This is a genomic window from Pseudomonas sp. LFS074 (assembly GCF_047978165.1).
GTDB classification, from domain to species: domain Bacteria; phylum Pseudomonadota; class Gammaproteobacteria; order Pseudomonadales; family Pseudomonadaceae; genus Aquipseudomonas; species Aquipseudomonas putida_P.
Genome location: NZ_JBFPFV010000001.1, coordinates 3,845,343 through 3,858,218, shown reverse-complemented (window position 1 = coordinate 3,858,218; position 12,876 = coordinate 3,845,343). Strand labels below are relative to the sequence as shown.

Sequence of the window (12,876 nt, the reverse complement as noted above, 5' to 3'; positions counted from 1 at the left end):
GCCCATAAAAAAACCCGCCATAAGGGCGGGTTTTTTTACAGCTTCCGAATTACTCCGGACGAACCTGTGCAGCCTGCATGCCCTTCTGACCGCGCTCGGCGACGAAGGAAACAGTTTGGCCTTCTTTCAGGCTCTTGAAGCCGTCGGATTCGATGGCCTTGAAGTGAACGAACAGGTCGTCGCCGCCGCCTTGTGGGGTGATGAAGCCGAAGCCTTTCTCATCATTGAACCATTTGACGGTGCCGGTTTGGCGATTGGACATGGGATGAATCTCCAGAAACTTGAAATTTTTCGAAGTGCCATAGACGCCTGAGCTGTCTGGCACAGATGACATCATAGTCTAATTCTGCGGATGTAGCGCCTTTTACCTTCATCGGATGTTGATTCAAGGCAAAGAATCGCTCGCCAACCTTGGCTTTAAGGTTTCAGCTTTTCGGTTTACAAGCCTGCTGAACGACCGTCTGGGCCTTCTGCATCAGCTTGGCGTCCACGCCATCCTGGCTGTCCAGGTCGGCAATCTCGGCATCGGTAAAATTCTTTTTGATGGCTTGCGCGCCACAGTCGCAGTGCTTTTTCGCAGTGGCAGCGTCAACACCCTGGCCGCTGGCCACCTGCGTGCACTGGGTCATGTAGCCGGCCTCCTTCCCAGGTGGGAAGTTGCCGGCGTTCGCAGCCACGGGCAGCAGCAGGGCGCCAGCGGCCGCCAGGGCCAGAAGAGACGGAACTCGCATAACCAGTTACTCCTTGGGTTAAGGTCTCATCAAGAGTAGGTTGCTTCCCAAGGTCTGATAGGCATTTTTTCCTGATAGTTCACCGTTGCGGTGCAATTTCCAAATATTTCTGCCTGGGGTGCAACCCGCGTGCTAGCATGCTCGGCTTGTGGTCGCGTTGTTGCCGGCTACAGCTATCTTTTTTCTTTCCAGTCACTCTGGTTCGTCCCTGACAAGCTGAAAGGCTTCTGCCACTGTGAGGCAGGCTTTCCTTAAAGAAAGGCAGGTCGGATCTTGTACTGGCTCATCCCAACCCACGTGACCTTTGGTAGGGGTCACCACTAGGAGAGGAGGCGCCATGCCCGTTATTACTCTTCCCGATGGCAGTCAACGTTCGTTTGATCACGCCGTATCCGTAGCCGACGTAGCCGCTTCCATCGGCGCGGGCCTTGCCAAGGCCACCGTGGCCGGCAAGGTCGACGGCAAACTGGTCGATGCTTGCGACCTGATCAGCAACGACGCCACCCTGCAGATCATTACCCCTAAAGATGAAGAGGGACTGGAGATCATCCGTCACTCGTGCGCCCACTTGGTTGGCCACGCCGTGAAGCAGCTGTACCCGACCGCCAAGATGGTGATCGGCCCGGTGATCGACGAAGGCTTCTATTACGACATCGCCTACGAGCGCCCCTTCACCCCTGAAGACATGGCCGCTATCGAAAAGCGCATGATGGAGCTGATCGAGAAAGACTACGACGTGGTCAAGAAGATGACCCCGCGTGCCGAAGTGATCGATGTGTTCAAGGCCCGTGGCGAAGACTACAAGCTGCGCCTGGTCGAAGACATGCCGGATGAGCAGGCCATGGGCCTGTACTACCACGAAGAATACGTCGACATGTGCCGTGGCCCGCACGTGCCGAACACTCGCTTCCTCAAGGCATTCAAGCTGACCAAGCTGTCCGGCGCGTACTGGCGCGGCGATGCCAAGAACGAGCAGCTGCAGCGCGTGTATGGCACCGCCTGGGCTGACAAGAAGCAGTTGGCCGCTTACATCCAGCGCATCGAAGAAGCCGAAAAGCGCGACCACCGCAAGATCGGCAAGCAGCTCGACCTGTTCCACCTGCAGGAAGAGGCCCCAGGCATGGTGTTCTGGCACGCCAACGGCTGGACCGTCTACCAGGTACTCGAGCAGTACATGCGTGGCGTGCAGCGTGAAAACGGCTACCAGGAAATCAAGACCCCGCAAGTTGTCGACCGTATCCTCTGGGAGCGCTCCGGCCACTGGTCCAACTACGCCGAGAACATGTTCACCACGTCGTCGGAAAGCCGTGACTACGCGGTAAAACCGATGAACTGCCCGTGCCACGTGCAGGTGTTCAACCAGGGCCTGAAAAGCTACCGTGACCTGCCGCTGCGCCTGGCCGAGTTCGGTGCCTGCCACCGTAACGAGCCGTCTGGCGCCCTGCACGGCATCATGCGCGTGCGTGGCTTCGTACAGGACGACGCGCACATCTTCTGCACCGAAGAGCAGGTGAAGAAAGAAGCTGCCGACTTCATCAAGCTGACCCTGGACGTGTACAAGGACTTCGGCTTCAGCGACATCGCCATGAAGCTGTCCACCCGTCCGGCCAAGCGTGTAGGTTCTGAAGAGTTGTGGGACCGTGCCGAAACGGCGCTGGCCGACGCCCTGAACGAATCGGGCCTTGAGTGGGAATACCAGCCAGGCGAGGGCGCCTTCTACGGCCCGAAAATCGAGTTCACCCTGCGCGACTGCCTCGGCCGTAACTGGCAGTGCGGTACCCTGCAGTACGACCCGAACCTGCCAGAACGCCTGGATGCCAGCTATATCGCCGAAGATAACAGCCGTGTTCGCCCGGTCATGCTGCACCGCGCCATTCTCGGTTCGTTCGAACGCTTCATCGGCATGCTGATCGAACACTACGCTGGCGTATTCCCGGCGTGGCTGGCCCCGACCCAGGCGGTGATCATGAATATCACCGACAAGCAGGCCGATTTCGCCCTCGAGGTAGAGAAATCTCTGAACGGTAGCGGTTTCCGTGCCAAGTCGGACTTGAGAAATGAGAAGATCGGCTTTAAAATCCGCGAGCATACTTTGCTCAAGGTCCCGTACCTTTTGGTTATAGGGGACCGCGAAGTCGAAACGCAAACCGTCGCTGTGCGTACTCGCGAAGGCGCAGACCTGGGCTCCATGCCCGTCGCCCAATTCGCTGAGTTGCTGACACAAGCGGTTTCCCGGCGTGGTCGCCAAGAATCGGAGTAATGACTATTAAGCGTGAAATGAGAAACGATAAGCGTGCTGTACCGAAGGCCCCGATCAACGAGAATATCTCGGCCCGCGAGGTTCGGTTAATTGGCGCAGACGGCGAGCAGGTTGGCATCGTCTCGATTGATGAAGCGCTGCGTATCGCTGATGAAGCGAAGCTGGATCTGGTAGAAATTTCTGCAGACGCGGTACCACCGGTCTGCAAGGTCATGGACTACGGCAAGCACCTCTTCGAGAAGAAGAAGCAGGCTAACGAAGCCAAGAAAAACCAGAAGCAGATCCAGATCAAAGAAATCAAGTTTCGTCCAGGGACGGAGGATGGGGATTACCAGGTAAAACTACGCAACCTGGTACGTTTCCTTACCGATGGGGACAAGGCCAAGATCTCTCTGAGATTCCGTGGTCGTGAGATGGCCCACCAGGAGCTGGGCATGGAGCTGTTGAAGCGGGTCGAAGCCGACCTCGCCGAATACGGCACCGTTGAGCAGCATCCTAAGATGGAAGGACGCCAGCTTATGATGGTCATCGCCCCCAAGAAAAAGAAGTAATCTCCCGGGCACGGCAGGCCTGATGATTATGTGTAATTTTATCGAATGCGGAGTTCCAACATGCCAAAAATGAAAACCAAAAGCGGTGCTGCGAAGCGCTTCCTGAAGACAGCTTCGGGCTTCAAGCACAAGCACGCTTTCAAGAGCCACATCCTGACCAAAATGTCGACCAAGCGTAAGCGTCAACTGCGCGGTGCCAGCTTGCTGCACCCGTCCGACGTAGCAAAAGTCGAGCGCATGCTGCGCGTTCGTTAATTCTGGTTAAGATAGAGGAAGTTACTCATGGCTCGTGTTAAGCGCGGCGTTATCGCTCGTAAGCGTCACAAAAAAATTCTGAAACTGGCTAAAGGTTACTACGGTGCACGTTCGCGCGTATTCCGTGTAGCCAAGCAAGCGGTCATCAAGGCAGGCCAATACGCCTACCGCGACCGTCGCCAGAAGAAGCGTCAGTTCCGCGCACTGTGGATCGCTCGTATCAACGCCGGTGCCCGCACCAACGGTCTGTCCTACAGCCGTCTGATTGCTGGCCTGAAAAAGGCTTCGATCGAAATCGACCGTAAGGTTCTGGCTGATCTGGCAGTGAACGAAAAAGCGGCGTTTGCTGCGATTGTCGAGAAAGCTAAAGCCGTTCTGGCTTAAGTACCCGCGACAATCACCCGGCGGCGCTAGCGCTGTCGGGCATTGAACGTCATCGATAGGGGAAGAGCCTTCAAAGCTCTTCCCCTATTTTCGTATCTGGAGTCTGTACATGGAAAACCTGGATGCGCTGGTCTCCCAAGCCCTAGAGGCCGTGGAACGCGCTGAAGACATCAACGCCCTGGAACAGATCCGGGTTAATTATCTCGGCAAGAAGGGCGAGCTGACCCAGGTGATGAAGACCCTGGGCAACCTGCCAGCCGAAGAGCGGCCGAAAGTTGGCGCGCTGATCAACGACGCCAAAGAGCGCGTTACCGTTGTGCTCAATGCCCGCAAGGCCGCCTTTGAAGAAGCCGAGCTCAGCGCTCGCCTGGCTGCCGAGTGCATTGACGTCACCCTGCCAGGTCGCGGCCAGGCCACCGGTGGCCTGCACCCGATCACCCGTACACTCGAGCGCATCGAGCAGTTCTTCACCCACATCGGCTACGGCATCGCCGAAGGCCCAGAGGTCGAAGACGACTACCATAACTTCGAAGCGCTCAATATCCCTGGCCACCACCCGGCCCGGGCGATGCACGACACCTTCTACTTCAATGCCAACATGCTGCTGCGTACCCACACCTCGCCGGTGCAGGTGCGGACCATGGAGTCCACTCAGCCGCCAATCCGCATTGTTTGCCCTGGCCGCGTATACCGCTGCGACTCGGATATCACCCACTCGCCGATGTTCCACCAGGTCGAAGGCCTGCTGATCGATCGCGACATCAACTTTGCCGACCTCAAGGGCACCATCGAAGAATTCCTGCGCGTGTTCTTCGAAAAAGAACTGGCGGTACGTTTCCGCCCATCGTTCTTCCCCTTCACCGAGCCTTCCGCTGAAGTCGACATCCAGTGCGTGATGTGTTCCGGCAATGGTTGCCGCGTGTGCAAGCAAACTGGCTGGCTCGAAGTGATGGGCTGCGGCATGGTGCACCCGAACGTGCTGCGCATGTCCGGCATCGACCCTGAAGAGTTCCAGGGCTTCGCCTTCGGCATGGGCGCCGAGCGCCTGGCCATGCTGCGCTATGGCGTCAACGATTTGCGTCTGTTCTTCGACAACGACCTGCGCTTCCTCGCGCAATTCCGCTAGGTCAATGCCCGACGCAACTTTCAGGAGAACAGCATGAAATTCAGTGAACAGTGGCTGCGCGGTTGGGTAAACCCGCAAGTCTCCCGTGACGAACTGGTCGCCCGCCTGTCCATGGCCGGCCTCGAAGTCGACAGCGTTACCCCCGCTGCCGGCCAGTTCAGCGGCATCGTCGTGGGCGAAATCCTCGCCACCGAACAACACCCGGACGCCGACAAGCTGCGCGTGTGTCAGGTGACCAACGGCCAGGAAACTTTCCAGGTCGTATGCGGCGCGCCTAACGCCCGCCCAGGTATCAAGATCCCGTTCGCCATGATCGGCGCCGAGCTGTCTGGCGACTTCAAGATCAAAAAGGCCAAGCTGCGCGGCGTCGAGTCTTTCGGCATGCTGTGCTCGGCTGCCGAGCTGGAAATCAGCGAAGAGAACGATGGCCTGCTGGAATTGGCGGCTGACGCCCCGGTTGGCGAAGACATTCGCAAGTACCTGAGCCTGGACGATGCCAGCATCGAAATCGGCCTGACCCCCAACCGTGGCGACTGCCTGTCCATCGCGGGCTTGGCCCGCGACGTCAGCGCCCTGTACGACACCCCGGTCACTCGTCCGGTCGTGCCAGCCGTAGCGGCGGCCCACGACGAAGTGCGCCCGGTCGAAGTCAGTGCCCCGGCTGCCTGCCCACGCTACCTGGGCCGCGTTATCCGTAACGTCGACCTCAGCAAGCCAACCCCACTGTGGATGGTCGAGCGCCTGCGCCGCAGCGACGTGCGCAGCATCGACGCCGCCGTCGACATCACCAACTACGTGATGCTTGAACTTGGCCAGCCGATGCACGCCTTCGACCTGGCGGAAATCAACGGCGGCATCCGCGTGCGCATGGCTGAAGAGGGCGAAAAGCTCGTCCTGCTCGACGGCCAGGAAGTGGCCCTGCGTGCCGATACCCTGGTGATCGCCGACCACACCCGCGCCCTGGCCATCGCCGGCGTCATGGGTGGCGAGCACAGCGGTGTGAATACCGAAAAAACCCGCGACCTGTTCCTGGAAAGCGCGTTCTTCGAGCCGATTTCCGTCGCCGGTAAAGCCCGCTCCTACGGCCTGCACACCGATGCCTCGCACCGCTATGAACGCGGCGTCGACTCGCAGCTGGCCCGCGAAGCCATGGAGCGCGCCACTCAGCTGCTGCTGGACATCGTTGGTGGCGAAGCCGGCCCGATCGTCGAAGCCGTCAGCGAACAGCACCTGCCGCAAGTGGCCCCTGTCACCCTGCGCGCCGAACGCATCACCCAGATGCTCGGCATGGAAATGGACCCAGCCCAGGTCGAGCAACTGCTCAACGCCCTGGAACTGACCACCACTCGCAACGGGGAAGGGCAGTGGACCGTCAACGTCCCGAGCCATCGCTTCGACATCAGCCTGGAAGTCGACCTGATCGAAGAACTGGCCCGCCTGTACGGCTACAACAACCTGCCGGTTCGCTACCCGCAAGCCCGCCTGGCCCCCCAGGGCAAGCCAGAGACTCGCGGTGACCTGCCGACCCTGCGTCGTCTGCTGGTTGCCCGCGGCTACCAGGAAGCCATCACCTACAGCTTCATCGACCCGAAACTGTTCGAACTGTTCAGCCCGGGCGTAGAGCCGCTGCTGTTGGCCAACCCCATCTCCAGCGACATGGCCGCCATGCGCGCGTCCCTGTGGCCGGGCCTGGTCAAGGCGCTGCAACACAACCTGAACCGCCAGCAAGACCGCGTGCGCCTGTTCGAAAGCGGCCTGCGCTTTGTCGGCCAGCTCGGTGACCTGCAGCAGCAGCCGATGATTGCCGGCGTAATCACTGGCAGCCGCCTGCCAGAAGGCTGGGCCAACGGCCGCGACGGCGTCGACTTCTTCGACGTCAAAGCCGACGTGGAAGCCCTGCTGGGCTACTCCGGTGCCCTGAGCGACTTCACCTTCAGCGCCGGCAAGCACCCAGCCCTGCACCCAGGCCAGACCGCCGCCATCGAGCGTGACGGCACACTGGTCGGCTACCTCGGCGCCATCCACCCAGAGCTGGCCAAGGCCCTGGACCTGGACCGCCCGGTATTCCTGTTCGAGCTGGTGCTGGGCGACGTGGTCGAAGGCCGCCTGCCGAAGTTCAGCGAGCTGTCCAAGTTCCCGGAAACCCGTCGCGACCTGGCCTTGATCGCAGGGCGTGATGTAGCTTCTAGCGCGGTGCTTGAATTAATTCGTGACAATGCAGGCGAATGGCTCACAGACCTCAGGCTGTTTGATGTCTACCAAGGTAAAGGCATTGATCCTGATAGAAAAAGCCTTGCCGTCGGCTTGACCTGGCAGCATCCATCGCGCACTCTTAACGACGATGAGGTGAACACTACCCTGCAAAACATCCTCACCTCGCTCGAACAAAGGTTGAACACCACGTTAAGGAAATAACGGCATGGGTGCTCTGACGAAAGCTGAGATGGCCGAAAGGCTGTACGAGGAGCTGGGGCTTAACAAGCGTGAGGCCAAGGAATTGGTCGAGCTGTTTTTCGAAGAAATTCGGCACGCACTTGAAGAGAACGAGCAGGTGAAGCTGTCCGGTTTCGGCAACTTCGACCTTCGCGACAAACGCCAGCGGCCGGGCCGCAACCCCAAGACAGGGGAAGAGATCCCGATCACTGCACGGCGCGTCGTCACCTTTCGTCCAGGGCAGAAGTTGAAGGCCCGGGTTGAGGCCTATGCTGGAACCAAGCCATAACGACGAACTGCCCCCCATACCAGGCAAGCGCTACTTCACCATTGGTGAAGTGAGTGAGCTTTGTGCGGTTAAGCCGCACGTGCTGCGGTATTGGGAGCAGGAGTTCGACCAGCTTAACCCTGTGAAGCGGCGGGGCAACCGGCGGTATTACCAGCGCCAGGATGTGCTGATGATCCGCCAGATTCGTGCGCTGCTTTATGATCAGGGGTTCACCATTGGCGGGGCCCGGTTGAGGCTCTCCAGTGATGAGGCTAAGGATGAATCCAGCCAATACAAGCAACTGATTCGGCAGATGATTGTTGAGTTGGAGGATGTGTTGGTAGTGTTGAAGAAATGAGCTTGTTTGCTGGTAAGTGAAAATTCTTTGAGAAAAAGCTTTCATTTATCAGGAGGTTAGGGTAGATTCTTCATCGTTCTCAGCAGTATCGAGAATAGAGTCGGGGCGTAGCGCAGCCCGGTAGCGCACTTGCATGGGGTGCAAGGGGTCGAGTGTTCGAATCACTCCGTCCCGACCAATAATCCCAATGGGAAAGGCCAATGTTCCGAGCATTGGCCTTTTTCATTTGCGTGACTTTTGCGTGACTTCTCCGTTTTTCATGCCTTCCTCCTGGTCAGCATCGTGAGTACCGGCCCGCGCGAGTCGGTGGCCAATACCTTGTTTGCTGCATCAATCTTCTGACCAATCTCCGCTCCGGAGTAATGACGGGTCACGCTTCCGCTCTTGTGGCCAAGTAGCGACTTCCGATCTTCCAAACTCACAGCTGCTGCTTTCAGTCTACGTCCGAATGTATGCTTCAGGTCGTGAACCTTGATGGAAGCGAACCGGGTATTTCTTTCCGGCTTCGACCATGAGCCTCAAGGTCGTGATGCCTTTGCTCATTGCGATGAAGGTGTCGCTGGTAGCGCTCTGAACCTCTAGCGGATACTTTTCTTCAGTATGACTTCGTCCTTGCCGCTAAAGCGGCTGACTTTGAAGGAGGAGGAGATGTTTAAATGAAAGGAAGGTTCTGCCAGCACATAGTTTGCGCCGAGCTCGAAATGATGAGGCTACAGGCGTAGCCTCGAATAAAGTGGGACGTTAGCGGAATACGCCGGACTCTTCTGCGCTTTCGAGCCTGTCTTCTCGAGGGTTCTTTTCAAAGCGCGCTACTTTTTTGTATATAAGGCGATCCTTTTCGTCGCTCTCCTTTGCGTCGTTGAAAACTTCAAGAGTATTGTCGTCAATGATTTTCACGTGCATTGACCCGGCGCTTTCATCGTCCCAGAGCTCCACGTACCCGACGCGCCCGCTTTGTCGCGCGTAAAGCTCATATGGAGCAGCTCGAACTTGCTCTTTGTCATAAATAAATCGCTGCATTCCGAAGTACAAGCCGTTGACGGCTCGATCACTGGTGACATTCGGTATGGGGTTCGGGATTGAAGTAATAATGAAACCAGCCCCATTGTCAGCGGCCCACTTGTAACCCTCCATCACTTTCTCAAGGTCTTTAATTTGAGCGCCATATTCCCTGCTAGATCTATCCTGCGGTAGCTCCTGATACTGAAAATCCAGCCGGGCGAAAGCAGTGCTCGAGACGCCAAGGAGGCAGCTGAGCGCGATGGCAACTTTCAACGTCATTCCATTTTCCCCTGTTATTTGCGGCTGCATCAATGCGATGGCTAATTACCATATTTGCTTGCTGAGGGGCCTTTTTCAATGCTTGACCACCCCGCCCATGTAGGCAGGGCTTAGCATACTTGGTCGCCATATCGTGGCAGTGGATAGAGGGGAGAGGGGTTACAGCGTAGGAGTACGGATGTGCTCCTTTCTGGGGTTTGCGCTGTGGCGCGAGGGGCTTGAGTTCCCTGACAACATTGGCAATTTGCCGATGGCGGAAATTACCCGCGAACAGTTCGAGCAGCGTTTCTACCATCGAGCGCTTGCCGGGCGTACACACGATGGCCTGCGCAATTACACCCATCAACTCGACGGCTACCGTGATGGAGGTTCGCAGGCAGACGACGGAAAAGAGGCTTACGAGGCCATGATTGCCCCGGTGTTCGCCCTGACCTTGTCGTTGCTAGGGGCGCTGGTGCATATCGCCAAGAGCGCGTTGCTGGGTGTGCAGTTGAAGAGTGGTTGGCGCTTCAGGAGCCCTTTGTTCAAGGCATGTGCCACTGTAGCCGTGGTGCTGTTGGTACTGGCGCTGGGCAGGACTTTCATCAGTACCAGCCTGACGTCTCACCCCACTTACCAGGCCTGGACTGGCACTGCTGGCGAGCAGGGCAGCGGCACGCTGATGCTGGACACTATGATCAGGATGCAGACGCTTGCCTATCCGGTATTCAAAGTGCCCCTATCGATGATGGGTTACGTAGCCGCTGCGGCCAAGGATTGGAAGCGGCAGGCACCTGCTGTTCAGTAGTTTCTGCCACGCCTGCCCATCAGATGCCCAGGTAAAAAAAGAACTGCCACCGGCCTGGTTGGCCGAACTCGCGATTACTGCGCACCGACGCGGTGACTATTTTCATGTCGTGATCATTGTTGCTTGTTTGCGTTTGGATCGAAGTTGAATATCGTGCGCACAGCGACGTTATACATGCGCTCCATTTGGCGCTGGTTTTCCTCTGGATCACTCTCCGTGAACGGGTTGTTCTCATAGAACTTGAGAAACTCTGCGTACAAGCGCAAGGCAGCTTTGGCATTGGCCCGATACGCAGGGGAATTATAAGCGGGCTTTTGTGTTGGCTTGAGCATCTCTTCGGGTATCACAGGTCGATTTAGATCGACGAACAAGCGTTTGATAGGGTCTGTTCCCTTCTTTTCCGCCACCTTGACCTCTGGCTTAGCTGCTTGTACGGGAGCTACTCGCACGGCAGCGCAGGTTTCCGGGTGATGATTTGAAACCATCCGGTAGGTCTGGGCCTTCAGCGCTACCTTGTACTTTGCACGACACCCGACACAGGTGCGCTCAAAAACAATATTGGAAAAATACTCCGCAGCCACTCGGGCAAACCTCTGGTCTGACACCCCCTCCCCGTAAGGCACCGGGTACCTGAGCACAGAATCCAGGAAAGATACGTCGCCCTGCACGCAAGCATCCGCCACCCGATTACCCAGTTCTTCGGCCAATTCTGCGTACAACGCCACACGATAGGCCTCGACCGAGGCCTTGCTTGTGGGGTTGTAGTCGTTATGAGGGCCTTCATCAAGAGAAAGTCGGTCGAAAAATGCCCGGCACTCCAACACCGAGGCATAGGCTGCATCGTAGTACCGCCCGCGCCGCCTTTGAGTACCAGGTACGAGCTCGCGGGTGCGAATCGCCACAATTCGGTCTGCGAGGTAACTGGTGAATTCGTTGTAGTTCATAGCACATCCTTGAGAGTGAGCTCAGGTTGACAAGAGCCTGATGCAGCGCCGCAAATTGGTTTATAACACTTTTGCCGTTTCAGCTTTGGGCTTCAGCGTTTTGTTCAGGGGCGAATTCATCTAACCCCGCCGCCACCCCGAAATGCCAATCAAATGTTTCCGTAGCACCTGCGCAATAGGGTGGATTTGCCTTGCTGCGCCTTCCCACTCGAAATACTACTTTAGGGATAGGCTCCGATTACACACAGAAATCCGAATACCCCAATTTGGAATGCCTCGAGAACTTCACCGAGCAGCGCATCCCGCTCGCCCAGCTGGGCGAGTGTCGTTTCGGTCACGCATCGTTGGACCTGTCCACGGTAATTGATGGTTGCTTGGATAATGAGATCCAGCCGTACACAGGGCTGAATGATGGCAATTGGAGCTTGGATGGAGTATTACAAGGCACCGGCACGGAGCCGGGTCAAAAAGGAATTTGCAATGCAACAGACCGCCGTAGGGTCATTCGACATCACGCTGAATCCGCAACCCTTGAGCCGTGCTACTGAGAAATCTGGCCTCGGTCGATTGTCTTTGGACAAGCAGTTCAAGGGTGACCTGGACGCCACCAGTCAAGGTGAGATGTTGTCCTTTCGCAGCAGCGTTCCAGGTTCTGCCGGTTACGTTGCCATGGAAACTGTGCAGGGAACCTTGCACGGTCGCAGCGGTAGTTTCGTACTTCAACACAGTTCGACCATGAACCGTGGGGCGCCCGTTCAGTCCATCACCGTCGTACCTGACTCCGGCACTGACGCGCTTTCTGGGCTAACAGGTAGCATGGTGACCACGATCACCGACAGGCATCACTCATACAAGTTTGAGTACATGCTACCCGATCAAAGCTGATTTGCATTTGCAGTCGTTCTGCGATGACGCAGTTTTGGCTTCACGGCTTGCCGTGACCGGTAAAGGAGCAGAGACGTGGGAATTAGCAATGTGTTCGTTCGCCCTATAGCTGCACGTGATTGGCCGTTATATCGGGATATGCGCTTGAGGGCTCTGCAAGACTCACCCGCTGCCTTCGCAAGTACCTACGCTTCTGAAGTGACCAGAAGTGATGACGATTGGGCGGCCCGTATCTCGGCTGTCGCAGCTTCGAAATACGCACAGGCGTTTTTGGCTTTTCAGCACGCTGAGCCTTGTGGTTTGGTGTGGTGTAAATCTTCAGAAGCGGCGTCAGGAGTCGTCGAGATTTTTCAGATGTGGGTGGAACCTGCCGTGCGAGGGGTCGGAGTCGGCCGGTCTCTGCTAGCAGAAGCTATTGCTTGGGCTGAAAGTCGCGGGGCGCAAACTGTCAGGTTAGGTGTGACGATCGCAGACTCCCCGGCGATGAGCTTGTACAGAAAAAGCGGATTTTGTGACAGCGGCTTACCAGAGCCTTTGCGAGAAGGTTCTATGTTGATGTCCCAGGCGATGGACCTGAATCTAGGATCACGCATTTAAGTCGGCCCCAATAGCT

The 12,876-nt window shown here is 57.2% G+C and carries 15 protein-coding genes, 1 tRNA gene and 1 pseudogene; 12 read left to right on the top strand and 5 right to left on the bottom strand.

Features of this window, described 5'->3' with window-relative positions:
* Positions 1-49: 49 nt before the first annotated feature.
* Both ACNQP3_RS17475 and ACNQP3_RS17470 read right to left on the bottom strand, forming a co-directional pair.
* A complete protein-coding gene (locus ACNQP3_RS17475) occupies positions 50-262 on the bottom strand; it encodes a cold-shock protein (RefSeq protein WP_012273095.1) in 213 nt (70 codons plus the stop codon).
* A gap of 163 nt (positions 263-425) precedes the next feature.
* Positions 426-731, bottom strand: a complete 306-nt coding sequence (locus ACNQP3_RS17470; RefSeq protein WP_012273094.1) for a hypothetical protein — start codon at positions 729-731, stop codon at positions 426-428.
* A gap of 337 nt (positions 732-1,068) precedes the next feature.
* Here ACNQP3_RS17470 and thrS point away from each other — a divergent pair, with 337 nt between their 5' ends.
* The 9 genes from thrS to ACNQP3_RS17425 all read left to right on the top strand — a co-directional run bounded on the left by thrS (position 1,069) and on the right by ACNQP3_RS17425 (position 8,544).
* Positions 1,069-2,991, top strand: coding sequence for a threonine--tRNA ligase (gene thrS, locus ACNQP3_RS17465; RefSeq protein WP_012273093.1), 1,923 nt, complete (start codon positions 1,069-1,071; stop codon positions 2,989-2,991).
* Positions 2,991-3,542 carry a translation initiation factor IF-3 gene (infC, locus tag ACNQP3_RS17460; protein ID WP_012052879.1) on the top strand — a complete coding sequence of 184 codons (552 nt, stop codon included), beginning with the start codon at positions 2,991-2,993 and terminating at the stop codon, positions 3,540-3,542. Before thrS ends, infC begins: the two co-directional genes overlap by 1 nt.
* Positions 3,543-3,602: 60 nt before the next feature.
* On the top strand, positions 3,603-3,797 hold the full coding sequence (gene rpmI, locus ACNQP3_RS17455) for a 50S ribosomal protein L35 (protein ID WP_003250667.1): 195 nt from the start codon (positions 3,603-3,605) through the stop codon (positions 3,795-3,797).
* A gap of 27 nt (positions 3,798-3,824) precedes the next feature.
* Positions 3,825-4,181: a 50S ribosomal protein L20 gene (gene rplT / locus ACNQP3_RS17450; RefSeq protein WP_003250671.1), complete on the top strand. Its 357-nt coding sequence runs from the start codon at positions 3,825-3,827 to the stop codon at positions 4,179-4,181.
* A gap of 109 nt (positions 4,182-4,290) precedes the next feature.
* Positions 4,291-5,307 (top strand): phenylalanine--tRNA ligase subunit alpha, encoded by a 1,017-nt coding sequence (gene pheS / locus ACNQP3_RS17445; protein WP_003250674.1) that lies wholly within the window; start codon positions 4,291-4,293, stop codon positions 5,305-5,307.
* Between the two features lie 33 nt (positions 5,308-5,340).
* On the top strand, positions 5,341-7,722 hold the full coding sequence (gene pheT / locus ACNQP3_RS17440) for a phenylalanine--tRNA ligase subunit beta (RefSeq protein ID WP_264316285.1): 2,382 nt from the start codon (positions 5,341-5,343) through the stop codon (positions 7,720-7,722).
* Between the two features lie 4 nt (positions 7,723-7,726).
* Entirely contained in the window at positions 7,727-8,029 is a 303-nt protein-coding gene (gene ihfA, locus ACNQP3_RS17435; protein ID WP_003250679.1) for an integration host factor subunit alpha, read from the top strand.
* Positions 8,010-8,366, top strand: coding sequence for a MerR family transcriptional regulator (locus ACNQP3_RS17430; protein WP_003250681.1), 357 nt, complete (start codon positions 8,010-8,012; stop codon positions 8,364-8,366). The genes ihfA and ACNQP3_RS17430 overlap by 20 nt, the downstream gene beginning before the upstream one ends.
* A gap of 101 nt (positions 8,367-8,467) precedes the next feature.
* Positions 8,468-8,544 (top strand) — tRNA-Pro (locus tag ACNQP3_RS17425).
* 79 nt (positions 8,545-8,623) lie between these two features.
* Here ACNQP3_RS17425 and ACNQP3_RS17420 read toward each other — a convergent pair.
* Together ACNQP3_RS17420 and ACNQP3_RS17415 are read right to left on the bottom strand one after the other, a co-directional pair.
* Positions 8,624-8,851: pseudogene (locus ACNQP3_RS17420) on the bottom strand (integrase); the annotation flags it as partial.
* Between the two features lie 256 nt (positions 8,852-9,107).
* Positions 9,108-9,647, bottom strand: a complete 540-nt coding sequence (locus ACNQP3_RS17415) for a hypothetical protein (RefSeq protein ID WP_264316284.1) — start codon at positions 9,645-9,647, stop codon at positions 9,108-9,110.
* Positions 9,648-9,825: 178 nt separating this feature from the next.
* Between ACNQP3_RS17415 and ACNQP3_RS17410 the strand changes: the two genes are divergently transcribed.
* Entirely contained in the window at positions 9,826-10,434 is a 609-nt protein-coding gene (locus tag ACNQP3_RS17410) for a hypothetical protein (RefSeq protein ID WP_264316283.1), read from the top strand.
* A gap of 113 nt (positions 10,435-10,547) precedes the next feature.
* Here the strand turns inward: ACNQP3_RS17410 and ACNQP3_RS17405 are convergent, their stop codons facing one another.
* Positions 10,548-11,378 (bottom strand): hypothetical protein, encoded by an 831-nt coding sequence (locus ACNQP3_RS17405; protein WP_179027929.1) that lies wholly within the window; start codon positions 11,376-11,378, stop codon positions 10,548-10,550.
* Between the two features lie 480 nt (positions 11,379-11,858).
* Here ACNQP3_RS17405 and ACNQP3_RS17400 point away from each other — a divergent pair, with 480 nt between their 5' ends.
* Together ACNQP3_RS17400 and ACNQP3_RS17395 are read left to right on the top strand one after the other, a co-directional pair.
* Positions 11,859-12,263 (top strand): DUF3224 domain-containing protein, encoded by a 405-nt coding sequence (locus ACNQP3_RS17400; RefSeq protein WP_264316282.1) that lies wholly within the window; start codon positions 11,859-11,861, stop codon positions 12,261-12,263.
* 138 nt (positions 12,264-12,401) lie between these two features.
* On the top strand, positions 12,402-12,860 hold the full coding sequence (locus tag ACNQP3_RS17395) for a GNAT family N-acetyltransferase (RefSeq protein ID WP_082421421.1): 459 nt from the start codon (positions 12,402-12,404) through the stop codon (positions 12,858-12,860).
* The last annotated feature ends 16 nt before the right edge of the window (positions 12,861-12,876 follow it).